This window comes from Brevibacterium sp. 1718 (genome assembly GCF_051131255.1).
GTDB classification, from domain to species: domain Bacteria; phylum Actinomycetota; class Actinomycetes; order Actinomycetales; family Brevibacteriaceae; genus Brevibacterium; species Brevibacterium sediminis.
Genome location: NZ_CP186550.1, coordinates 1 through 23,027 on the forward strand (window position 1 = coordinate 1; position 23,027 = coordinate 23,027).

General features: G+C 64.2%; 17 protein-coding genes and 2 tRNA genes. 17 read left to right on the top strand and 2 right to left on the bottom strand.

Going from position 1 to position 23,027, the window contains the following annotated elements:
- The 9 genes from dnaA to ACOZ9V_RS00045 all read left to right on the top strand — a co-directional run bounded on the left by dnaA (window position 1) and on the right by ACOZ9V_RS00045 (window position 11,279).
- Window positions 1-1,686: a chromosomal replication initiator protein DnaA gene (dnaA, locus tag ACOZ9V_RS00005; protein WP_181272177.1), complete on the top strand. Its 1,686-nt coding sequence runs from the start codon at window positions 1-3 to the stop codon at window positions 1,684-1,686.
- A 557-nt stretch (window positions 1,687-2,243) separates the two neighbouring features.
- Window positions 2,244-3,383, top strand: a complete 1,140-nt coding sequence (gene dnaN / locus ACOZ9V_RS00010; protein ID WP_172173149.1) for a DNA polymerase III subunit beta — start codon at window positions 2,244-2,246, stop codon at window positions 3,381-3,383.
- The gene (gene recF, locus ACOZ9V_RS00015) at window positions 3,384-4,520 is read left to right on the top strand and encodes a DNA replication/repair protein RecF (protein WP_172173137.1); all 1,137 of its coding nucleotides are present in this window, start codon (window positions 3,384-3,386) and stop codon (window positions 4,518-4,520) included.
- Window positions 4,517-5,029, top strand: coding sequence for a DUF721 domain-containing protein (locus ACOZ9V_RS00020; RefSeq protein WP_101546518.1), 513 nt, complete (start codon window positions 4,517-4,519; stop codon window positions 5,027-5,029). Before recF ends, ACOZ9V_RS00020 begins: the two co-directional genes overlap by 4 nt.
- Window positions 5,030-5,248: 219 nt before the next feature.
- Window positions 5,249-7,246, top strand: a complete 1,998-nt coding sequence (gene gyrB, locus ACOZ9V_RS00025) for a DNA topoisomerase (ATP-hydrolyzing) subunit B (protein ID WP_139467608.1) — start codon at window positions 5,249-5,251, stop codon at window positions 7,244-7,246.
- 141 nt (window positions 7,247-7,387) lie between these two features.
- Window positions 7,388-9,955, top strand: coding sequence for a DNA gyrase subunit A (gene gyrA, locus ACOZ9V_RS00030; RefSeq protein WP_139909532.1), 2,568 nt, complete (start codon window positions 7,388-7,390; stop codon window positions 9,953-9,955).
- Entirely contained in the window at window positions 9,952-10,812 is an 861-nt protein-coding gene (locus ACOZ9V_RS00035) for a DUF3566 domain-containing protein (RefSeq protein ID WP_229664213.1), read from the top strand. Before gyrA ends, ACOZ9V_RS00035 begins: the two co-directional genes overlap by 4 nt.
- A 149-nt stretch (window positions 10,813-10,961) precedes the next feature.
- Window positions 10,962-11,035: transfer RNA gene (locus tag ACOZ9V_RS00040), tRNA-Ile, on the top strand.
- A 171-nt stretch (window positions 11,036-11,206) separates the two neighbouring features.
- Window positions 11,207-11,279, top strand: a tRNA-Ala gene (locus ACOZ9V_RS00045).
- 82 nt (window positions 11,280-11,361) lie between these two features.
- Here ACOZ9V_RS00045 and ACOZ9V_RS00050 read toward each other — a convergent pair.
- Entirely contained in the window at window positions 11,362-11,955 is a 594-nt protein-coding gene (locus ACOZ9V_RS00050) for a CHAP domain-containing protein (protein ID WP_434592589.1), read from the bottom strand.
- Window positions 11,956-12,143: 188 nt separating this feature from the next.
- Between ACOZ9V_RS00050 and ACOZ9V_RS00055 the strand changes: the two genes are divergently transcribed.
- The 5 genes from ACOZ9V_RS00055 to ACOZ9V_RS00075 all read left to right on the top strand — a co-directional run bounded on the left by ACOZ9V_RS00055 (window position 12,144) and on the right by ACOZ9V_RS00075 (window position 19,554).
- On the top strand, window positions 12,144-13,016 hold the full coding sequence (locus ACOZ9V_RS00055; protein ID WP_434592592.1) for an endo alpha-1,4 polygalactosaminidase: 873 nt from the start codon (window positions 12,144-12,146) through the stop codon (window positions 13,014-13,016).
- A 249-nt stretch (window positions 13,017-13,265) separates the two neighbouring features.
- The gene (locus ACOZ9V_RS00060; protein ID WP_434595451.1) at window positions 13,266-14,714 is read left to right on the top strand and encodes an MDR family MFS transporter; all 1,449 of its coding nucleotides are present in this window, start codon (window positions 13,266-13,268) and stop codon (window positions 14,712-14,714) included.
- Window positions 14,715-14,859: 145 nt separating this feature from the next.
- Window positions 14,860-17,421, top strand: a complete 2,562-nt coding sequence (locus tag ACOZ9V_RS00065) for an excinuclease ABC subunit UvrA (RefSeq protein ID WP_181271225.1) — start codon at window positions 14,860-14,862, stop codon at window positions 17,419-17,421.
- Between the two features lie 140 nt (window positions 17,422-17,561).
- The gene (locus ACOZ9V_RS00070) at window positions 17,562-18,869 is read left to right on the top strand and encodes a sodium:proton exchanger (protein ID WP_434592595.1); all 1,308 of its coding nucleotides are present in this window, start codon (window positions 17,562-17,564) and stop codon (window positions 18,867-18,869) included.
- Between the two features lie 10 nt (window positions 18,870-18,879).
- The gene (locus ACOZ9V_RS00075; protein WP_139467613.1) at window positions 18,880-19,554 is read left to right on the top strand and encodes a metal-dependent transcriptional regulator; all 675 of its coding nucleotides are present in this window, start codon (window positions 18,880-18,882) and stop codon (window positions 19,552-19,554) included.
- A 13-nt stretch (window positions 19,555-19,567) separates the two neighbouring features.
- Here ACOZ9V_RS00075 and ACOZ9V_RS00080 read toward each other — a convergent pair whose 3' ends face one another.
- Entirely contained in the window at window positions 19,568-20,782 is a 1,215-nt protein-coding gene (locus tag ACOZ9V_RS00080) for an MFS transporter (protein WP_139467614.1), read from the bottom strand.
- A gap of 168 nt (window positions 20,783-20,950) precedes the next feature.
- On the opposite strand from ACOZ9V_RS00080, the gene ACOZ9V_RS00085 reads away from it, so the two are divergent.
- From ACOZ9V_RS00085 to ACOZ9V_RS00095, 3 genes are all read left to right on the top strand, one after another.
- Window positions 20,951-21,397, top strand: a complete 447-nt coding sequence (locus tag ACOZ9V_RS00085) for a MarR family winged helix-turn-helix transcriptional regulator (protein ID WP_181271223.1) — start codon at window positions 20,951-20,953, stop codon at window positions 21,395-21,397.
- A gap of 122 nt (window positions 21,398-21,519) precedes the next feature.
- A complete protein-coding gene (locus tag ACOZ9V_RS00090) occupies window positions 21,520-22,155 on the top strand; it encodes a TetR/AcrR family transcriptional regulator (protein WP_434592600.1) in 636 nt (211 codons plus the stop codon).
- Window positions 22,156-22,201: 46 nt separating this feature from the next.
- Complete coding sequence (locus tag ACOZ9V_RS00095; protein ID WP_181271221.1) at window positions 22,202-22,939, top strand: DUF4097 family beta strand repeat-containing protein; 738 nt, start codon at window positions 22,202-22,204, stop codon at window positions 22,937-22,939.
- Window positions 22,940-23,027 lie beyond the last annotated feature (88 nt).

Below are 23,027 nucleotides of genomic sequence, written 5' to 3' on the forward strand. Positions count from 1 at the left end.
GTGTCGAATTCCAAGAATGAGCTCATCAGCCGCTGGCACACGGTGGTCTCAAACCTGGAAAAGGACCCGGACCTCTCGTCGCACCAGAAGGGATTCCTCTCCCTCGCCGTGCCGAAGGCCCTCGTCGACAATGCCCTCATCCTTCTCGCCGTGCGCGAAGAACACACCCGCCGCACCATCGAGACTCGACTGCTCGGCCCCCTGACCAGGGAGTTCTCCAAGGTCCTCGGGTTCGAAGTGACATTCGGCTTCGTCGTCGATCCCGAGCTCGACGTGCCGATCCGCTTCGAAGAACTCATCGGAGAGCCGACACCGGGAACTCAGGTTCCCATCGATCCGGCCACCTCCACCTCGGCGACGGAATCGCCGGAACCCATCCCCACCGAGGCGGCCGAACCGGTCCGACCGGTCCCCGCCGATCATTCGACGCCCGAATCCGCCCAGCCAAACCAGGGCCAGCCGGCCGCGCAGACCTCGGACACCCAGATGCCGCAGGCGCAGGCATCGGCACCGCCGGCAGCGCAGACGCCCGCCTCGCAGCCTCAGGCTCCCGACGATTCCGGGATGACCGACCGTGAGATGAAGATCGCCGAGGCGACCGCCGCCCCGATGGGCCCGCCCGTCGATGCTCCCGGCGTCGCTCAGCTCAATCCGAAGTACACCTTCGATACCTTCGTCATCGGCGCTTCCAACAGGTTCGCCCATGCAGCGGCCTTCGCTGTCGCCGAGGCACCGGCCAAGGCCTACAATCCTCTGTTCATCTATGGGGACTCGGGATTGGGCAAGACCCATCTGCTCCATGCGATCGGCTACTACGCGACTCAGCTGTTCCCGGAGATCCGAGTGAAGTACGTCTCCAGCGAAGAGTTCGTCAACGACTTCATCAATACGATCGGCTCATCGAAAACCTCGAATGCTCTGCGTCCGGCATTCCAGCGCCGCTACCGTGAGGTCGACATCCTCATGATCGACGACATCCAGTTCCTGCAGGGCAAGGATGCGACCGTCGAAGAGTTCTTCCATACGTTCAACGCTCTGCACAATGAGGCCAAACAGGTCGTCATCACCTCCGATCAGCCGCCGAAGATGCTCAAGGGCTTCGAAGAGCGGCTGCGCTCCCGATTCGAATGGGGTCTGCTCACGGACGTGCAGCCGCCGGATATGGAGACTCGGTTCGCGATTCTACGCCGCAAGGCCGCAGCCGAGCAGCTCGATGTTCCCGACGATGTCCTCGAATACATCGCCTCCCGTGTGTCCTCGAACATCCGCGAACTCGAAGGCGCTCTCATCCGGGTCACGGCATTCGCCAACCTCAACGATCAGCAGATCGACGTCTCCTTGGCCGAGACCGTGCTCAAGGACTTCATCACCCCCGATGACACCCCTGCGGTCACGGCCGCGGACATCATGGGCCAGACCGCTGCCTACTTCAGCCTCACCCTCGATGACCTGTGCGGAACCTCCCGGTCCAGGACGCTGACGACGGCCAGGCAGATCGCCATGTACCTGTGCCGCGAGCTCACCGACCTCTCCCTGCCGAAGATCGGACAGGCGTTCGGTGGACGCGATCACACCACCGTGATGCACGCGAACAAGAAGATTCGAACTCAGATGGCCGAACGACGGGCCGTCTACACCCAGGTCACCGAACTCACAAACCGCATTAAACAACAGCACCGCCTATAGAAGACGTCATACACATCTGTGGATAACCCTGGGGACAATTGCTCACAGCTTGGGGACAGAACGGTGGACAGAACTGCTCCACGGGTGGAAAGATGTGAACTACATGCTTGTGTTTACCCAAGCGCCCACCGACGCCTCGGTCGCGGTGCACATGGCATCCACAAGCTCATAATGGCTCAGAACCCTTGATTACTCTGGGGTAAGCGGCACCTGTCCACAGTCTCCACAGGTGCTGATACTTCTACCAAGTGAATTCAACTCTTAAGAGGGCGACCGCCACCGACTGCTGCGGTGGATGAGCTTCGAGCTCACAAGCTCGAGACTGAAAGAGTCTCGGACCTGCAGAATATTCGAACACAGGATCTCGGCTGATTCTCGAATGCGAGATTCGCTCGCTGAGCACCCCTGGCATCCCTTTTCGGCCGGCACTCCTGAGGTGGGCACAAATCGGATAGGCTGTGTAAAGTTTTCCGAGCAGTATCGAGCCTGCGACTCGCAACCCGGAATCTCGTGCCAGATGCCCAGTGCAGGTCGGGTGGCCACCCCGAAGGAGTAAAGTGAACGCGGAAGCATCCCCCTTGAAGTTCAAAGTCAATCGCGACGTTCTCGCTGACGCTGTTGCCTGGGCGACCAAGACTCTGCCCAACCGTCCTTCCGCTCCGGTCCTCACCGGTATTCTCATCACCGCCGAAGCCGGCGGCACAGTGCGTCTGGCCGTCTTCGACTATGAAGTCTCATCCCGCGTCGAGATCGTTGCCGACGTCGCCTCCGCAGGAACGGTCCTCGTCTCCGGGCGTCTGCTCGCCGACATCTCCAAGGCTCTGCCGAACCAAGAGGTCACTCTCGAACAGATCGATGCGAAGGTCGACGTGACCTGCGGATCCTCGCGCTTCTCACTCATGACGATGCCTGTGGCCGAATACCCCGCGCTGCCGCAGATCCCCGACGACTCGGGCACCGTTTCGGCCGGTGAGTTCCAGAACGCCGTCTCACAGGTCACGATCGCGACCTCGAAGGACGACACCCTGCCGATCCTCACCAGCGTGAGAGTCGAGATCGAGGGCGAGAAAGTCACGATGCTCGCCACCGACCGCTATCGTCTGGCCGTTCGCGAGTTCACCTGGAACCCGGGACGCCCCGACGTCTCGGCCGTGGCTCTGCTGCGCGGACGCACGCTCTCCGATGTCTCGAAGTCCCTCGGCGGCGATGTCACGATCGGCCTGAGCACCGATGCCGGCAAGGACCTCATCTCCTTCACCTCGGCGGGTCGAGTCACCACCTCGCTGCTCATCGAGGGCGAGTACCCGAAGGTCCGGTCTCTGTTCCCGGATTCGGTTCCGATCCATGCCATCGTCGAGACCGCCGTGCTGCGCGAAGCCGTTCGCCGCGTCTCACTCGTGGCAGAACGCAACACCCCGCTGCGCTTCGAGGTCACCGACGGCATGCTCACCCTCCACGCCGGCACCGGTGACGACGCTCAGGCCTCCGAAGCCGTCGAAGCCACCCTCCAGGGCGACGAGATCACCGTCGGCTTCAACCCGCACTACATCGCCGAAGGTCTCGCCGCTGTCGAGAGCCCGTACGTGAACTTCTCCTTCACGCAGCCGATGAAGCCGGTCATCATCTCCGGGCAGAAGGAACTCGACGGTCCTGCCGACGAGTCCTATCGCTATCTGCTCATGCCCACGCGCATCTGAATGTGGATATCCCGACTCTCCCTGCGTGACTATCGGTCGTATCCAGAGCTCGACCTCGAGTTCTCACCCGGAGTCACCACATTCGTGGCCGACAATGGGACCGGGAAGACCAATATCGTCGAGGCGATCGGATACCTCGCTCATCAGCGCTCCCATCGGGTGGCCTTCGACGCTCCGCTCGTCCTCGAGGGGCGCCCGGCCGCAACGGTGTCCGCACTGGTCAACCGGGATCAGCGGCATGCCACCGTCGAGGTGACTATCCAGGCCAAAGGTGCCAACCGGGCCCGGGTCAACCGCAATGCGGTGAAGCTCAAGGACATCCTCGGCCTCGTCTCCTGCGTCGTCTTCGCTCCCGAGGATCTCAGTCTGGTCCGCGGTGAACCGGCCGAACGCCGGTCGTGGATCGACACGCTCGTCGTGGCGCGCAATCCGCGCTTCGCTTCGATCATCACGGACTTCGAACGGGCACTCAAACAGCGCAATGCTCTGCTCAAACGGCTCCGCGAGGACCGCGATCCCGGCCTCGAGGCGACACTCGACATCTGGAATATGGCCTACGCGGACTCCGCTGCCGAACTCGTCTTCGGGCGACAGCGGATCCTCGCCGATATCGTCGAGCCGCTGCAGACGAACTTCGCCTATATCGCAGCCGATGCCCGACTGGAACGGCAAGGCGCCCACATCGCCTACGATTCGCGCATCGACTACTCGCAGGCAGCATCCGCTGCCGACTGCAAGGAGCTGCTGCTGGCGGCCCTCGATCGTCGCCGCACGACTGAGATCGAGCGCGGACTGACCCTGCACGGACCCGGTCGCGATGATCTGTCCCTGATGATCGGAACCCATCCGGCGAAAGGCTATGCCTCTCACGGAGAGACCTGGTCGCTGGCGTTGGCCATGCAGCTGGCAGGGTGGGATCTGCTCTCCGCCGATGCCGGAAGCGCCGCTGAACAGCCGATCCTCGTCCTCGATGACGTCTTCGCCGAACTCGACACCGGTCGGCGTCAGCGTCTGGCGTCCAGAGTGACATCGGCCGAACAGGTCTTCATCACCGCGGCCGTCGACTCCGATCTGCCCGATGGTCTCGAAGGAATCCGGATCGACCAGTCCCGACTTCTGCAGAGCGGCGCATCATGAGCGGCATCGACCGGGACTACTCCACTCCCGTCGCCGCACTCGAAGCCCTCGACCGAGTCCGACGGATGGAGGTCACCGAAGCGAAGTTCGTCCGCAGCCGTCGCCGTTCCCGCCTGCGCGGCGAAGCCGTCTACTCCGGATCGGGTCGTGACGGCCGTGACCCGAAGACCGTGTCATCCGTGCTCGGGTCGCTCATCACGGACCGCGGCTGGTCGTCCTCACTCGACATCGGCAAGGTGCTCGGCCGGTGGCCCGACCTCGTCGGACCCCAGGTGGCCCAGCACGCGACGCCCGTCGACTTCTCTCCTCCCCTGCTCGTCATCGCCGCAGACTCGACGACCTGGGCGACCCAGCTGCGGGTGCTCAAACCGACGATCCTGCGCAGACTCGAGGAAGGGCTGGGTTCGGCGACGATCACCGAGATCGAGATCAAGGGGCCACAGGGACGCAGCTTCAAACGCGGTCGACGATCGGTGGCCGGCCGCGGACCCCGGGACACATTCGGGTGAAGTGGGCAGCCGCCTCGGCGAAATTCCGGGAAGAATCCCTGTATTTCTGAGAAGAACACAGAGGGCCTTAAACGGCCATAGCCGCTACCTCACCTGTCCGGGGGTACATCTGCGGCACGAAAATTCGGGAAATATGCCTTCACAGGCCGCTTACGGGCATTTCAGCGTGCGGCGCGGTAGAATGGGGAGCTGATAGCGACCATCCGAACAAGGAGTCATATGACGACCGAGGATCAGCCTCATTATGATGCCGGCGACATCACTGTTCTCGAGGGTCTCGAGGCAGTCCGGAAACGGCCCGGCATGTACATCGGTTCGACCTCGGAACGTGGTCTCCACCACCTCGTTCAGGAGATCGTCGACAACTCGGTCGACGAGGCGATGGCCGGCTACTGCGATCATATCGAGGTCACCATCCTCGCCGACGGAGGCGTCCGTGTCGCCGATGACGGCCGTGGAATGCCGGTGGCGATGCACCCGACGGAAGGCAAGCCGACCGTCGAGGTGATCCTCACGATCCTCCACGCCGGCGGTAAGTTCGGCGGCGGCGGATACGCCGTGGCAGGCGGTCTCCACGGTGTGGGTTCGACCGTCGTCAACGCATTGTCCGAACGACTCGAGGTCGAGGTCAGGCGCGACGGCTACGTGTGGACGATGGACTTCGACCGTGGTGTGCCCAACGGCGAACTGCAGCGCGGCGAAGCCACCGATGAGACGGGCACGACCGTGACCTTCTGGCCGGACGGCTCGATCTTCGAGACCACGGACTTCTCCTACGAGTACCTCCGTGCGCGCTTCCAGCAGATGGCCTTCCTCAACAAGGGCCTGAAGATCAGCCTCACCGATGAGCGCCACAACGAAGTCGATGACGACGATGTCCAGATCGATGAGGACGAGGCGACCGAGTGGAAGCCGCGCACCGTCACCTACGAGTACGCGAACGGTCTGCTCGACTATGTCGAGTACCTCAACTCGACGAAGAAGGCCGATCTTGTCCACCCTGATGTCATCGTCTTCGAAGCCGAAGAAGGCGAACAGACTCTCGCGCTCGAGATCGCGATGCAGTGGACGACGTCGTACAACGAGTCCGTCCACACCTACGCCAACGTCATCAACACCCATGAGGGCGGCACCCACGAGGAGGGCTTCCGCACGGCTCTGACCTCGCTGGTCAATGCGTATGCGAAGGACCAGAAGCTGCTGCGCGACAAGGACCCGAACCTCACCGGCGATGACATCCGCGAGGGTCTCACGGCCGTCATCTCCGTCAAGCTCGGCGATCCCCAGTTCGAGGGGCAGACGAAGACGAAGCTCGGCAACTCCGAGGTCAAGGGCTTCGTCCAGCGCGTGGTCCGCGACGAACTCGGACACTGGTTCGAGTCGAACCCGGCCCAGGCCAAGGACGTCGTGCGCAAGGCGCTGCAGGCCTCCCAGGCCCGCTTGGCCGCTCGCAAGGCTCGTGAGGCCACTCGCCGCAAGGGACTGCTCGAGTCTTCGGGTATGCCCGGCAAGCTCAAGGACTGCCAGTCGAAGGACCCGTCGATCTCTGAAGTCTTCATCGTCGAGGGTGACTCGGCCGGCGGCTCGGCGACTCAGGGCCGCAATCCGAACACTCAGGCTATCCTGCCGCTGCGCGGAAAGATCCTCAACGTCGAAAAGGCTCGACTCGACCGTGCGCTGGGCAACAACGAGGTCCAGGCGATGATCACGGCCTTCGGCACCGGCATCGGTGAGGAGTTCGATCTCGAGAAGCTGCGCTATCACAAGATCGTCCTCATGGCCGACGCCGATGTCGACGGTCAGCACATCACGACCCTGCTGCTGACGCTGATCTTCCGGTACATGAAGCCGCTCATCGAGCACGGCTACGTCTACCTCGCCACCCCGCCGCTCTATCGCATCAAGTGGTCGAACGCCCCGCACCAGTTCGCCTACACCGATAAGGAACGCGACGGACTGCTCGAGACCGGGCGGGCCGCCGGCAAGCGACTGCCCAAGGATCTCGCGATCCAGCGCTACAAGGGTCTGGGCGAGATGAACTACGAGGAGCTGTGGGAGACGACGATGGATCCCGACCACCGGCTGCTCAAGCAGGTGTCGCTCGACGATGCGATCGTCGCCGACGAGATCTTCACCGTCCTCATGGGCGATGACGTGGATTCGCGTCGCCGCTTCATCCAGGAGAACGCGAAGGACGTCCGCTTCCTCGATATCTGATCGTCCGTCTTCACCGGGGCAGCCGCCTCGGTGAGGGTGGGAGACCGGATGCACCGCCCCCATTCTTTGCACGCACCAATCGCCGCCGCACACGGCTGAGATCCAGCCGGACACGGTTCGAACACAAGGGAAGAGCCCACATTGGCCGACGAGAACGATATCGGAACAGAAATCAACCGGATCGAACAGGTTGATCTCAACCTCGAGATGCAGAGGTCGTACCTCGATTACGCGATGAGCGTGATCGTCGGACGTGCCCTGCCCGACGTCCGTGACGGACTCAAGCCCGTCCACCGCCGCGTGCTCTACGCGATGTTCGACGGCGGGTACCGCCCCGACCGCAACTTCTCCAAGTGCTCGCGCGTCGTCGGCGACGTGATGGGCCAGTACCATCCGCACGGTGACACGGCGATCTACGATGCCATGGTCCGCCTCGTGCAGCCGTGGACGATGCGCTACCCGCTCGTGGCCGGTCAGGGCAACTTCGGCTCCCCGGGCGACGACGGAGCGGCCGCACCGCGTTATACCGAGTGCAAGATGGCGCCCCTGGCCATGGAGATGGTCCGGGACATCGAAGAAGGCACCGTCGACTTCCAGGACAACTATGACGGCCGCAACCAGGAACCCATGGTCCTGCCCTCCAGGTTCCCGAACCTGCTGGTCAACGGCTCGGCAGGCATCGCCGTGGGTATGGCCACGAACATTCCTCCCCACAACCTGCGTGAGGTCGCCCAGGGCGCACAGTGGCTGCTGTCCCACCCGGAGGCGAGCAAGGAAGAGGCGCTCGAGGCCCTCCTCGGCATCGTCAAGGGACCCGACTTCCCGATGGGCGCGACGGTCCTCGGTCGCAAGGGCATCGAGGACACCTACCGCACCGGTCGCGGATCGATCACCCAGCGCGCCGTCGTCGAGGTCGAAGAGATCCAGGGCCGGACCTGCCTCGTCGTCACTCAGCTGCCGTACATGGTCAACCCGGACACCCTGGCTGCGAAGATCGCCTCCTACGTCAAGGACGGCAAGGTCGCCGGCATCGCCGACCTGCGCGACGAGTCCTCGGGCCGCACCGGTCAGCGCCTGGTCATCGTGCTCAAGCGCGATGCCGTGGCCAAGGTCGTGCTCAACAACCTGTACAAGCACACGTCGCTGCAGGAGAACTTCTCCGCGAACATGCTGGCCCTCGTCGACAGCGTGCCGCGCACACTGAGCATCGACTCCTTCCTGCGTCTGTGGGTCAAGCACCAGATCGAAGTGATCGTCCGTCGCACGCAGTTCCGTCTGCGCAAGGCCGAGGAACGCGCGCATATCCTGCGCGGCTACCTCAAGGCCCTCGACGCCCTCGACGAGGTCATCGCCCTGATCCGCCGCTCCCCGTCCTCGGACGAGGCGCGGAGCGGACTGATGGAGCTGCTCGAGGTCGACGAACTCCAGGCCAATGCGATCCTCGACCTGCAGCTGCGCCGGCTGGCCGCACTGGAGCGACTGAAGATCCAGGAAGAGGCCGAGAAGATCGAGCAGCAGATCGCCGAGTACAACCACATCCTGGCAACCCCGGCTCGCCAGCGTGAGATCGTGTCCGAGGAACTCGACGAGATCGTCGAGCGCTACGGTGACGATCGCCGGACGAAGATCCTCGCCGGATTCGACGGAGACGTGTCCATGGAGGACCTCATCCCCGAGGAAGAGGTCGTCGTCACGATCACCCGCGGCGGTTACGCGAAGCGGACCCAGACTCACCTCTACCGGGCCCAGCACCGTGGCGGCAAGGGCATCAAGGGCGCGGCACTGCGCGGCGACGACGTCGTCGAACAGTTCTTCGTCACCTCGACCCACAACTGGCTGCTGTTCTTCACGAACACCGGTCGCGTGTACCGGGCGAAGGCCTATGAGCTGCCAGAAGGCTCACGGGACGCTAAGGGCCAGCACGTAGCGAACCTGCTCGCCCTCCAACCAGGTGAGACGATCGCACAGGTGCTGTCGATCCGGGACTACGACGTAGCCGACTTCCTCATCCTCGCCACTCGTTCCGGTGTGGTGAAGAAGACCCGCCTGAGCGAGTACGACTCGAACCGCACCGGCGGTGTCATCGCCATAAACCTGCGCGAATACAAGGGTCAGCCCGATGAGCTGGTCTCGGCCCGCATCGTCGGTGCTGAGGATCACCTGCTGCTGATCTCGCGCAAGGGCATGTCGATCCGCTTCGCCGCCGATGACGAGTCGATCCGTCCCCTGGGCCGAGTCACCGGTGGCGTCACAGGTATGAAGTTCAAGGACGACGACGAGCTGCTCACGATGGACGTCGTTCGGCCGGACACCTACGTCTTCGTCGTCACGGAAGCCGGGTTCGCCAAGCGCACCCCGGTCGACGAGTACCGTCTGCAGGGGCGCGGCGGTCTGGGAATCCGGGTTGCGAAGATCACCGAACAGCGCGGAGACTTGGTAGGCGGACTCATCGTCGAAGACGGTGAGGAGGTCCTCGTGGTCATGGAGCGCGGTAAGATCGTTCGGTCGAGCATCGATGAAGTTCCGGCGAAGGGACGCAACACCATGGGTGTGGTGTTCGCGAAACCGGATAAGAAAGATCGTATTATCGCAGTGACCCGTGGGCCCGAAGCCGAGGTCGAAGACGAGATCGAAAGCGAAGACGATGCCGAAGTCCCGGAAGGTGAGGTCGCAGAGCCTCAGACCGGCAACGAGGATGTGGAAGAGTGAGCGATAGCAAACAGCCAGGCTCAGGCAAGATCATACGCACGTCGAGCGGCTCGACCCGTCTGACGGCCGGATCGTCGAAGTCGGACGACAAGTCGGCTGCGGCAAGCGGTTCAGGCTCGAACTCCGGGTCGGGAACCGGCGCGAAACAGGGATCCGGCCCCGGTCGCGGCTCTTCGGGACCGAACAGCCAGAACGCCACCGTCGTCGCACCTCCCGCTCCGAAGGCCTCGCCGAAGCCCAACCGGGCACCCTCGGCGGGCTCGACGCCGTCGGCACACACCGGATCTCAGGGATCGGGTGCTCAGACCGGTTCGCAGGGATCCGGCGCACCGACTTCCGGTTCACAGGGATCGGGCTCCCAGGGATCGGGCGGCGGCAACCGCGGCGCCACCTCGGTGATGGGAAATGCCGCGAACACCGTCCGCGCGAGCTCCGGCAGCGTGAAGATGGGTGTGAAGAACATGGTCGACAGCGGGAAGGGCAAGAAGAAGAAAGGCCCCCGCACCGTCCGCCTCACCGTCTCCGCGGTCGACCCGTGGTCGGTCATGAAGATGTCGTTCCTCATGTCCGTGGCGATCGGCATCGCCACGATCGTCGCCTTCATCGTCCTGTGGGTCGTGCTGCAGGCGACCGGTGTGATGAGCGGCCTCGAATCGACGATGAGCGAGCTCGCCGGCGCAGAGTCGGCCGAGCGGATCGTCGGCATCTTCGGCTTCGGCCGGGTCGTCGCGGCCGGCTTCATCATCGCGGTCATCAACATCGTGCTGATGACGGCGCTGTCGACGCTTGCGGCCTTCATCTACAACATCGGCTCCCTCATCGCCGGCGGATTCAGCCTCACCCTCACCGACGACTAATTGCTACCTGACGGCGGCCCAGCAACCTCGCGCGAGGTTGCTGGGCCGCCGTCAGGTAGTTCTGGGAGGGTGTGAGAGGGGTCACTGGGCGTCGATTTGTGTTTAGCTGCGGTCGATGGGTATTGTTTTACTTCGGGTTCACCCGATGAGGGCCTATAGCTCAGGCGGTTAGAGCGCTTCGCTGATAACGAAGAGGTCCCTGGTTCAAGTCCAGGTAGGCCCACGTCCTGTCACAACAGGATTTCCTTTCGAGGAGGATCATGAGAAGATGGATTCTCAGCGGTCTCACGTTAGTGGGACTGGGAGTGTTCTTCGGGTGGCGGCACCAGAACCAGAGTGCCCAAGCCGAATGGTCCGAACACACCGACTCGGTGTGAGGGTGTGAACCCGTTTCGGGGGTATGGCGCAATTGGTAGCGCATCTGCTTTGCAAGCAGAGGGTTAGGGGTTCGAGTCCCCTTACCTCCACTCGAGTAGTTTTGAGACAGCACTCGTAAAACGAAGGCTCCGAACCAATGTGGTTCGGAGCCTTCGTCGTTGCGAAAACCTATCAGGCGCGCCAGTAGCCCAAGTAGCCATCGATGAGGCCGTCATAGGTGTGCAGGCTGCGGTCGCCGTTGAAGTTCTCGTGCCACACCTGGCCTTCGTAGTAGATGCCGATGTGACCGTAGGAGGTGGTGTTGTCGCCGTCGCCCCAGACGAGGATGTCGCCGTTCTTGAACTTCTGGTCGGTGTGCCAGGTGAAGCCGTTCGCCTTCATCTTGTCACCGCCGGAGCCGCCTGCCTGATAGTCGACGGCGTTGCCCCACGCTCCGTGGTCGACGCCGTGGACCTCTTCGAGGGCCCGGGAGATGAGGCTGACGCATTCTCCCTGGTAGCCGCCCTGCGAGTTCGCCAGCGACTGGCCCTTGTAGTGCTTGAGGAAGTCTCCGATGTTCGAGAACTTCTTCTCCGCCTCCGGGCTCGCCGAGGCGGTGCCGGAGTCCGCAGCCGAGTTCTCGGCTGCGGCGGAGGCGGCTCCCGCGGAAGCGGCGGGCTGTGCCGCCGGCTGGGCGGCGGAGGCGATCGAACTGGAGCCGAGCACGGCGGCTCCGGCGATCATCGCAGCTGTCATGGTCTTCGTGGTGACGTTCTTCAGAGTCATTCTCATCCGTTCGTTCCGCTTGACTGTGTGACTGGTAGTGACTTTCCAGGAGACGATCCGCCTCGGTGACGGGTCGTTTCCTCTGCCGACGTTAACAGCGCTTAAGTGAACATCCGATACGTCGAATCGAAGAGAGTGTGAACTCCGCCGCGACATCGATGCCGGCCGCCTCCGTCTACAGTGTTTCCATGAGACCTCTGCTTAGCCCGATTCCACCGCGGTGGATGGCGGCCGCGGTCGCCATCGGCATTGCGGTGACAATGGGCGGCTGTTCAGCGAACGCTTCGCCGCCATCGACGATGCCGACCTCAGGAGCTCCCTCGCTGCCGACGTCAGGAGCCTTCGACTACCAGCTCGGCGGAACCTATGATTCGCTGCCGGATTCGCGGGGCCGCATCGATATCGTCGTCCGCGACGCGGGTGCCGCGCCGCTGACCGGGGCCTACTCCGTCTGCTACGTCAACGGCTTCCAGACCCAACCTGACGAGGCTGCGGACTGGCGCGACCACGCTGACCTGCTGCTCCACGATGCCGTCGGTGACTTGGTCGTCGACCCGGATTGGCCTGACGAACACATCCTCGACCCCTCGACCGCAGACCGACGATCCCAGATCCTCGATGTCATCGGCCCCGTCATCGACGGCTGCGCCGAATCCGGATTCGACGCCGTGGAGATCGACAATCTCGACACGGCCGACCGATTCCCCGACATCGACCGAACCGGTGCCCTGAAACTCGCGGCCGCGTATGTCGACCGTGCCCACGCCCATGGTCTGTCGGTCGCACAGAAGAACGCCGCTGAGCTCGCCGACACCGCTCATTCTCAGCTCGGCTTCGACTTCGCCGTGGCCGAGGAATGCGCCGCCTTCGACGAATGCACTGCGTACACCGAGATCTACGGCGACCGTGTCCTCGCCATCGAATATCCCGACACCCTCGCCGAGGCGGGGCTGGACTTCGCCGACGTCTGCACCGTCCCGGATCGTCCGCCGCGGATGATCCTGCGCGACCGCGATCTCGTCGCAGCCGGCGATCGTGGCCACCGATACGACACCTGCTGAGGAGACCGAGCGAGCAGTGACGAAGATCGCCGCGATTTCGGGTTCTCCCCACTGTCGGAGGTATTCGGGAATACGTTAGTCTGAGATGCTGTTGACACTTTCGTCTGCGCGTCGATTCGGCATCTGCGCGCGACCTCCGCCCACATCCCGGGCCCCTCAGACACATCCGAACGGAGCACCGTCTTGTCCAGCGACAGCTCACCCGCACACGCGCAGACACAGCATAACGACACCATCGACCCCGCCGGTATGAAGGTCATCTGGCTGCTGCTGGTGGCTGCCTTCGTGGCCATTCTCAATGAGACGACGATGGCCATCGCCATTCCCGAACTCAACAAGGCCCTCGACATCCCTCCGGAGCTCGGCCAGTGGCTGACCAGCGCTTTCATGCTCACCATGGCCGTCGTCATTCCGACGACCGGTTTCCTCCTGCAGCGTTTCACCACCCGCCAGATCTTCCTGGCCGCGATGATCCTGTTCTCTGCGGGCACCCTCATCTGCCTCGTTTCGCAGGGCTTCCTGCTGCTCCTCATCGGACGGATCGTCCAAGCCGCAGGAACCGGCATCATGATGCCCCTGCTGATGACCACGATGATGAACGTGGTCCCGGCGCATTCGCGCGGTCGGATGATGGGTCGAGTCGGCCTTGTCATCTCGCTGGCCCCGGCCATCGGACCGACGATGTCGGGCATCGTCCTCGATTCGCTGGGCTGGCGCTGGCTCTTCGGCATCATCCTGCCCATCGCGCTCATCGCACTGGCACTCGGCGCGAAGTGGATGACCAACCTCGGCGAGTCGACGCACGCCCCGATCGATGTCATCTCCATCGTTCTGTCCGTCTTCGCCTTCGGCGGCATCGTCTATGGCCTCAGCCAGTTCGGCGGAGGCCACGGCGGTGAGGCAGGCGGCGGATCGACGAGCACCCTGGCGTGGGCGACGATCGGCGGCGGAGTCGTCTTCCTCGCGCTCTTCGTATGGCGTCAGCTCGTCCTGCAGAAGGGTGATCGCGCCCTGCTCGACCTGCGCGTGTTCAATTCGCGGAACTACGTCTTCTCGGTCATCATCATGGCCGTCGTCGCACTGTCCATGTTCGGCACTTTCTCCCTGCTGCCGCTGTACCTGCAGAGCGTCGTCGGACTCGGTGCCACCCAGTCCGGTCTCGTGCTTCTGCCCGGTTCGGTGATCATGGGTCTGCTCGGACCGGTGATGGGGCGGATCTACGACGCCCGCGGACCGAAGACGCTCCTCGTGCCCGGCACGATCATGATCGCGTCCTCGATGTTCGCGTATTCGACGGCCGGCGTGGGAACGCCGATCTGGCTGCTCATCATCGTCCAGATCGTCATGTCACTGGGCCTGGCCGCATCGTTCACCCCGCTGTTCTCCGCCTCGCTGGGATCGCTGGAGCGCCACCTGTACTCCCATGGTTCGGCAGCGCTCAACACCCTGCAGCAGGTCGCGGGAGCAGCCGGCACCGCGCTGCTCATCTCGATCTACTCCGCGGCCCTGCACTCGGGTCAGGCGGAGGGCAAGTCCGTCCCCGAGGCGGGTGCCCCCGGCGGTCACGCCGCGTTCCTGTTGGCGACGGTCATCGCGATCGTCCCGATCGTCCTCGCGTTCTTCATCCGCAAGCCGGAGGACCAGGAAGAGTACCCCGCCGAGGTGGTCGAACCGACCGAGGCCAGCCCCGTCGAATGACGGTCGGCCCCGCCGAATAAAGGTCGGCCCATGACAGCGGTCGACTGAGGCACATCGAACCCCTCGTTCCGAATTTCCCGGAACGAGGGGTTCTGTTGTCGGCCACCTCGGTGATCGGAGGTCCCGACCTTGGTACGGTGACCTCATGACCTCCTCTGTGCCCTCGGCTCCGACATCCTCGACCGAGATCCAGCCGGACGTGCGAGTCCGCGGGGCCAGGGAACACAATCTGCGCAACGTCGATCTCACCGTGCCCCGGGATGCGCTCGTCGTGTTCACCGGAGTGTCCGGATCGGGCAAATCCTCCCTGGCCTTCGGCACCCTCTTTGCCGAGTCCCAACGCCGCTACCTCGAATCCGTGGCACCGTATGCCCGCCGGCTCATCGATCAGGCAGGGGTCCCCGACGTCGATTCGATCACGGGAATGCCGCCGGCAGTCGCCCTGCAGCAGCAGCGCGGCGGGCGCAGCGCACGCTCGAGCGTCGGCAGCATCACCACGGTGTCCAGCCTCGTGCGCATGCTCTACTCACGGGCGGGACGGTACCCGGAGGGGCAGTCGATGCTGTTGGCCGAGGATTTTTCGACGAACACCGTCGAAGGTGCCTGCCCGGAATGCCACGGAATCGGCCGCGTCTACGAGGTGCCCGAGGACAAGATGGTCCCGGATCCGACGCTGACGATCCGGGAGCGCGCCATCGCTTCCTGGCCGAAGGCCTGGCACGGCCACCAGCTGCGCGATGTGCTCGTCGCTCTCGGCTACGACGTCGATGTCCCCTGGCAGGACCTGCCGCGCGAACACCGCGATTGGATCCTCTACACGGAAGAGACTCCGCACCTTCCCGTCCACTCCCGGCTGACGCTGGACGAGGCGCGCGAAGCGATCGCAGCAGGCGCCGAACCGACCTACTCGGGAACCTTCGTCGGAGCCCGGAAGTACGTGCTCGACACGTTTGCGAACACGAAGAGCGCCGGGATGAAACGGCGCGTCGCCGAATTCCTCAGTGCCGGTCCCTGCCCCGTGTGCCACGGAAAGAAACTCAGACCCGACGCTCTGTCGGTGACGATCGCCGGTCTCGACATCGCCGAATTCTCCGCGCTGCCGCTGCATGAACTCATGTCCGTCCTCCGCGATGAGGTCGCCTCGGCGAAGGCGGCTACGGAGGCAGACGACCACCCGGCTGCGGACAAGCTCGCCGCGTTCGTCCGCCTCGGCGAGGGTCTCATCGATCGGCTCCGGCCGATCGTCGATCTCGGTCTCGGGTACCTCTCACTCGATCGGACCACACCGACGCTGTCCGGAGGTGAGCTGCAGCGGTTGCGATTGGCCACTCAGCTGACCTCGGACCTCTTCGGCGTCGTCTACGTGCTCGACGAACCCTCCGCCGGCCTTCACCCGCAGGACGTGGATGCCCTGCTGGGCATCCTCGACGGGTTGAAGGACCGCGGGAACAGCCTCTTCGTCGTCGAACACTCCGTGGACATCATGCGCCATGCCGACTGGCTCGTCGACATCGGACCCGGCGCCGGCGAACGCGGCGGAGACGTCCTCTACAGCGGACCTACGGCCGGACTTGCCGAGATCGACGAATCCGTGACCAGGGGCTATGTCTTCGGCGGACGTGGACTCGAACCCCACGAACCCCGGCAGCCGCGAGGCTGGATGCACCTTGAGAACATCCGCCGCAACAATCTCCACGACATCAGCCTCGATCTGCCGCTGGGCTCGCTGACCGCCGTGACCGGAGTATCGGGTTCGGGCAAGTCCAGCCTCGTCAGCCAGGTGCTCCCGGCCATCGTCGGCGACCGACTGGGCACCTCCACAACTGCTGATGAACCCGCGTCCGATGATGACGAGCTCCTGCTCACTGACGAACCCGAGGAGCTTGAGGGCACCGTCACCGGGGAACTCACCGGGATCCGACGGGTGGTGAGCATCGATCAGAGGCCCATCGGCCGCACGCCCCGGTCCAACGTCGCCACCTATACGGGCCTGTTCGACCATGTGCGTCGCCGCTTCGCCGAGACGCCTGAGGCCAGAGAGCGCGGTTACAAGCCCGGTCGCTTCTCCTTCAACGTCGCCGGCGGACGGTGCCCCACCTGCGAAGGTGAAGGATTGGTCATGGTCGAGCTGCTGTTCCTGCCCTCGGTCTACACCGAGTGTCCCGACTGCCACGGCACCCGCTTCCAATCGAGCACCCTGGAGATCCTGTGGCGCGGACGCAATATCGCCGAGATCCTGGGGATGAGCGTCGAGGAAGCCCACGACTTCTTCACCGGCGAATTCGACATCATGCGCTCCCTGACCGCACTCATCGACGTCGGCCTCGGCTATCTGCGCCTCGGCCAACCCGCCACCGAGCTCTCCGGCGGCGAGGCGCAGCGGGTCAAACTCGCCAGCGAGCTCCAGCGCTCCCAGCGCGGTGACACCCTTTACGTGCTCGACGAACCCACTTCCGGACTGCATTGTGCGGATGCCGACCGGCTCGTCGCACACCTGCAGACCCTCGTCGACGCCGGCAACACGGTCATCATGGTCGAACTCGATATGCGCGTCGTGGCAGTCGCCGATCACGTCGTCGAACTCGGCCCCGGCGCCGGTGATGACGGCGGCCGGGTCGTGGCGACCGGCGCCCCCGCCGACATCGTCGACGCCGGGCAGGGGCCGTCTGCAGAATACCTCGCCGCGGCACTCTCCGAACTCCGGTGATCTGAGGCACACCTACCCGTTTCAACGGGCCGTGTGATCCCCAGAAACAAGCGGATCCCGGGGCCCGCCGCAATTGTTGGAGACGTCTAAGTCTCAGTTGTGCGTAGACACACCCGATTCGCGGCGGGAAGTCTTGAGATATGCCCACCGCAATCATCCGCCGTATCGCGATCTGCCTCGTCATCGCCGCACCCGCCGTGGTGCTGCGCATCACCGGCATCGAACTCGCCTCGGTTCTCGAGCTCCTCGCGTTCGGCGCCGCCATCGTCGCGGCCGCCTTCCTCCTGGCCTGGGCCGCCGAGGCGGCGCAGAAGGACATCTCGGGTGCTCTCGCGATCGCCCTGCTCGCCCTCATCGCGGTCCTCCCGGAATACGCCGTGGACCTCTACTACGCGTTCCGCTCCGGAACGGATCCGGATTACCTGCACTTCGCGGCGGCGAATATGACCGGATCGAACCGACTTCTGCTCGGCTTCGGGTGGCCGCTCGTCGTCATCATCGCCCTCCTCGTCGCCCGCCGCATGGCCAAGCGGACGAAGTCCCCCTTCCAGCATTCCCTGCACATCGACTCGGGCAGCCGGATGGACATCGGCTTCCTCGTCATCCTCGGTGTGATCGCCTTCGCCATTCCGCTGCTCGGCAGCATCCCCATCTGGTTCGGCTCAGCCCTCGTGCTCATCTTCGTCGCTTATCTGTGGCGGGCCGGGCAGGCCGCCGGCGATGACGAAGAGGAGTTCGTCGGCGCCGCGGCTCTCATCGTCGCCATGCCGCAGAAGGCCCGTCGGATCACGGTGGTGACGATGTTCGTCGTCTCGGCAGCGATCATCCTGCTGTCTGCCGAACCGTTCGCCGAGGCGCTCGTGGCCTCGGGTTCGGCGTTGGGCATCGACAGCTACTTCCTCGTCCAGTGGCTGGCCCCGCTGGCCTCGGAGGCCCCCGAGTTCATCATCGCAGCAATGTTCGCCCTGCGCGGCATGGGCGGGGCCGCCATCGGCACACTCATCGCCTCGAAGGTCAACCAATGGAGCCTGCTCGTCGGCTCCCTGCCGATCGCGCATTTCGCGGGTGGGGGTGGTCTCGGGCTGCCTCTGGACGGGCGGCAGATCGAGGAGTTCACGCTCACGGCCACGCAGACCCTCCTCGGTGTGGCGATCATCTTGGCCCTGCGCTTCCACTGGGCACCAGCGCTGGGACTCGCCGCGCTCTTCGGGGTGCAGTTCTTCGTCACGGACACCTCCGGCCGCTATGTCCTCTCCGCGATCCAAGCGGTGCTGGCGATCGTCTTCCTTATCCTCCACCGCAGTGACATCCTCCCCACGCTCGCTGCCCCGTTCCGCAGACCGCAGCGCAGTGACGACGGTGCAGACCCCGCCGAGGCGGCCGATCCGGAGCGCGAACCGCCCGTCACAATGTCCGCCGACCCGAAGTCGACCGGTACCCGCGCGTAGAATGACGATCATGCCGCGCCCCTCTGTCACTCGCATGGTCGAGGACTATGTCACCCTCATCTGGAAGGCCTACGAATGGCCCGGCGGTCGCCCCGCCACCACCGAGATGGCCGAACAGCTGGGAGTGACCGCCTCGACGGTGTCGGCGAACCTCAAGAAGCTCGCTCGCGACGGCTACATCGACTACGAACCCTACGGGCAGATCGTGCTCACCGATGTGGGCCGGCAGATCGCCGTCGAGATCGTCAGACGCCACCGCATCGTCGAGTCCTACCTCGTCGAGGCTCTGGGGCTGACCTGGGATCAGGTCCATGACGAGGCGGATCGACTCGAACATGCCGTCTCCGATCTCGTGCTCGAACGGATGAACGCAGCGTTGGGAAGCCCGCAGCGTGACCCGCACGGCGATCCGATTCCCGATGCCGACGGGCACACAGCCGATTTCCCGAGCCGGCGGCTGCAGGAGACCGCCCCGGGCGTCGAGGTCGAGGTCGTGCGCGTCTCCGACCGGTCGCCTGAACTGCTGCGTTACCTCACCGATCGTGGAATCGTCATCGGCACGAAGCTGCAGGTGAGATCGATCAGCTCGGCCGCCTCGGCGATCGCGGTCAGAGTCGGCGACGAGAACATCGAACTCGCCCTCGACGCCGCCGACGCGATCCGCGTCGGTCCCGGCCTCGGCTGAGGCAGACAGAGCCTCAGACCGACTGCGATTCCCACTCGGGATCCGCGGTGGCCTCGGTGTTTACTGCCTTCTGGCGCAATTCCCCTCCCCGCGCGCGTCCGGCGATGAGGAGGGTGATGAGCCCGCCGACGGTGACGAGCGCACCCGCCCACAGCGGTGAGGTATAGCCGAGGCCCGAGGCGATGGTCAGTCCGCCGACCCACGCCCCGAAGGCATTGCCGACGTTGAAGGCCGCGATGTTCGCTCCCGACCCGAGAGTCTGCGCGTCGCCGGAGTGGCGCATGATGCGCATCTGCATGGCCGGAACCGTGGCGAAGCCGAACCCGCCCATGAACACCAGCGCGATGATCGTGGCGACCTTGTTCTCGGCGATCAGAGAGAACACGGCGAGGATGACGACGAGACCGATGAGCAGGGTGAGCAGGGTCGCCCCGAGGTTCTTATCGGCCGCCCGACCGCCGAGGATGTTGCCGATGAAGAGGCCGACTCCGAAGAGGACGAGCAGCCATGGGACGGCGGCGCTGGAGAAGCCGGTCACTCCGGTGAGCGTGAACGCCATATAGCTGAAGGCTCCGAACATGCCCCCGTAGCCGAGGATCGTGATGAGGATCGACGCCCACACCTGACCGGAGGCGAAGATGCGGAATTCGCCGAGGATGCCCGAGGCCGCGTCCGATCGTGCCGGAATCGAGGGGACGAGGACGGCTATGCCGATGAGGGCGATGATGCCGATGACCGCGATGGTCCAGAAGGTCGACCGCCATCCGGCGGCCTGGCCGAGGAAGGTGCCCAAGGGGACTCCGAGGACGTTTGCCGTGGTCAGACCCGCGAACATCATCGAGATCGCCGCGGCCTGACGGTTCGCGGGCACCAGGGAAGCGGCCACGACCGCGCCGATGCCGAAGAAGGCGCCGTGGCAGAGTGCCGCGACGATGCGACCGACCATCATCATCTCGTAGCTCGGGGCGAGAGCCGAGAGTCCGTTGCCGATGATGAAGAGGACCATGAGGCCGATGAGAGCCGTCTTCCGATTGACCCGGCTCAGCGCCACGGTGATCGCGATGGCTCCGATCGCCACGGCCAGGGCATAGCCGGAGATGAGGTAGCCGGCGACGGTCTCGGAGACCGCGAAGTCTGCGGCCACCTCGGGTAGAAGGCCCATGATGACGAACTCGGTGAGTCCGATTCCGAACCCGCCGATGGCGAGAGCGAGCAGTGCGAGCGGCATGGTGGTGCAGACCTTTCGGTGGGGAGCGGATTCCGCGGTCGCGAAATCACGTGCGTGTGCAATAGGGCGCGTATGCAGTAGTTGCAGACGCAATGAATATAGTTGCACACGCGTCTTATCCGCGCAAGTGGTGTATCCTTGAGAGACGTCGAGAACAAGGAGAATGACGTGGGTATCAGGGACGACGCGGTGGAGATCCGGGCCAAGGGTTGGCGCACGCTCGCTGCTCTGCACGGACTCATCGAGGTCGAGCTCGAACGCAGCCTGCAGCGCGAGCACGACCTCTCCGTGGTCGAATTCACCGTCCTCGATGCGCTGAGCCGGCAGGACGGCTGGCATATGCGCATGCGGCAGCTCGCCCGCGCTGCCGCCTTGTCATCGAGCGCGACGACGCGGCTGGTCACCCGCCTCGAGGACCGCGGGCTGCTCACTCGTGTGCTCTGTGCCGACGACCGTCGCGGCATCTACACCGAACTCACCCCTGCCGGTGAGACGCTGCTCGCCGAAGCCCATCCGACGCATGACAGTGTGCTCGAATTCGCTCTTGACGAGGCACGGGATATGCCAGAGCTCGCACCTCTCGTGTCGGCCCTCTATGCCGAGTCGGTCGTCTGAGCCATGATGGGCTGCAGCTCGGCCCAAGATTCTTTGCTGTGAGACTGCGAGTATCCTGGGTGAGCCGTTGGCAAACTGGATACTTCTAGTATTCAGTACTGAAAGTACTGTAATGTATCGGCATGCACCAGCCGCAGAACGACCGAGAAGTCGCCAAACGCATCCCGCGGTCCGAGGTCCGACGGCGACTCATCGCCGCAGCCGCGGAGGCATTCGCCGAGTCCGGTTACTCCGATGCGACCGTAGACGACATCGCGCTGCGAGCCGGATTCACCAAGGGTGCCGTCTATTCGAACTTCGGAAGCAAGCAGGGACTCTTCGCTGCCGTCCTCGAGGACCGCTCCACAAGCGAACGAGACCGACTGCTGCAGGCTCCCGCGAGATCGGCAGACGAAGTCGCGGCCTTCGTGGCGGGCGTCGTCGCAGAGAGCATCACGGAGGACGAGCAGCGGGGTCGGCTCGGCCTCGAATTCGCGGCACGAGCCGCACGGGACCCCGCAGCGAGACAGTCATGGGGGCCGTTACGGCGAACACAGCGAGAGGCCGCCGAGCGTGCTATCCGTGAGGTCGCTGCACGGAGCGGCCTGGAGCTCTCAATCGATCCCGGTGTGGCGGCTCTTGTCCTGCACTGTCTGACGAACGGGCTGTCGATGGAGCATCTGGCGGACCCGGAGCAGGTTGATTCGACTGCGATCAAACGGGCCATTGCCGCCCTGATCGAAGCGATCACACACTCCGAATCCGAACGGCGGAGTTGACGACGATGGTGTCGGTGGCAGGACACATGACGAGGAGCGAGTCGAAATGAACGTACAGAGATGGTCGAAGGCTATTGCACTGTCGAGCGTGGTGGTTCTCGGTGCGATCGGGCTGAGCTCCTGCGGACCTTCGCTCGACGCAGTCGATCCCGAAAGTCGCTCTTTTCGGATAGGCGGCGATGATCTGGGTATTGTCATGGAGTCCGGGGGTGACATCGCTCTGCGGCCCGGCGATGTCGACGCAGTCGAAGTGACGAGGTGGTTCACCGGGAAGGCGGGGCAGGCGACATGGGCGATCGCAGACGACGAGCTCACCTTGTCCACGGACTGCGGATTCCTCGCTTCGTGCGAGGTGCGCTACCAAGTGGTCATCCCGCAGTCCGCGGCGGTGAGACTGCAAGCCGATAATGCAGAGGTGTCTGTAAAGGATTTCGACAAGCCGGTGTCGATCGCGACGGAGAACGGCGGGATATCGGCGACGGACATTGCCGGCGATCTGACGCTGAGGAGCACGAATGGTGACCAGCACGCCAGCGGTCTGAGCTCAGACAATGTTTCGGCACGGGCAGAGAACGGGGCGGTCGATCTGACGTTCGATGAAGCGCCGTCGAGTCTGAGGGTGACGACCGACAATGGTGCTGTGAGCACCTCGTTGCCCAGTGGGACCTACGCCGTATCACTGAGAACTGATAACGGTGCGGAGTCGAACTCGCTGTCTGAAGATCCCGACAGCCCGCACTCCGTCGAGGTCACCACCGGCAATGGGGATATCTCACTCGAGTGAGATGATCGGATCACAGAGACGAGGACGAGCCCGCCGAACAGCGATCATGTCGCTGCCCGGCGGGCTCGTTCTGTCGTGAAACCGTCCG

Coding starts and splice junctions, on each gene's coding strand:
- recF (WP_172173137.1), top strand. CDS start 3,384: ATGTGGATATCCCGACTCTCCCTGCGTGACTATCGGTCGTATCCAGAG.
- ACOZ9V_RS00020 (WP_101546518.1), top strand. CDS start 4,517: ATGAGCGGCATCGACCGGGACTACTCCACTCCCGTCGCCGCACTCGAA.
- gyrB (WP_139467608.1), top strand. CDS start 5,249: ATGACGACCGAGGATCAGCCTCATTATGATGCCGGCGACATCACTGTT.
- ACOZ9V_RS00050 (WP_434592589.1), bottom strand. CDS start 11,955: ATGACTCTGAAGAACGTCACCACGAAGACCATGACAGCTGCGATGATC.
- ACOZ9V_RS00055 (WP_434592592.1), top strand. CDS start 12,144: ATGAGACCTCTGCTTAGCCCGATTCCACCGCGGTGGATGGCGGCCGCG.
- ACOZ9V_RS00060 (WP_434595451.1), top strand. CDS start 13,266: ATGAAGGTCATCTGGCTGCTGCTGGTGGCTGCCTTCGTGGCCATTCTC.
- ACOZ9V_RS00065 (WP_181271225.1), top strand. CDS start 14,860: ATGACCTCCTCTGTGCCCTCGGCTCCGACATCCTCGACCGAGATCCAG.
- ACOZ9V_RS00070 (WP_434592595.1), top strand. CDS start 17,562: ATGCCCACCGCAATCATCCGCCGTATCGCGATCTGCCTCGTCATCGCC.
- ACOZ9V_RS00075 (WP_139467613.1), top strand. CDS start 18,880: ATGCCGCGCCCCTCTGTCACTCGCATGGTCGAGGACTATGTCACCCTC.
- ACOZ9V_RS00080 (WP_139467614.1), bottom strand. CDS start 20,782: ATGCCGCTCGCACTGCTCGCTCTCGCCATCGGCGGGTTCGGAATCGGA.
- ACOZ9V_RS00090 (WP_434592600.1), top strand. CDS start 21,520: ATGCACCAGCCGCAGAACGACCGAGAAGTCGCCAAACGCATCCCGCGG.
- ACOZ9V_RS00095 (WP_181271221.1), top strand. CDS start 22,202: ATGAACGTACAGAGATGGTCGAAGGCTATTGCACTGTCGAGCGTGGTG.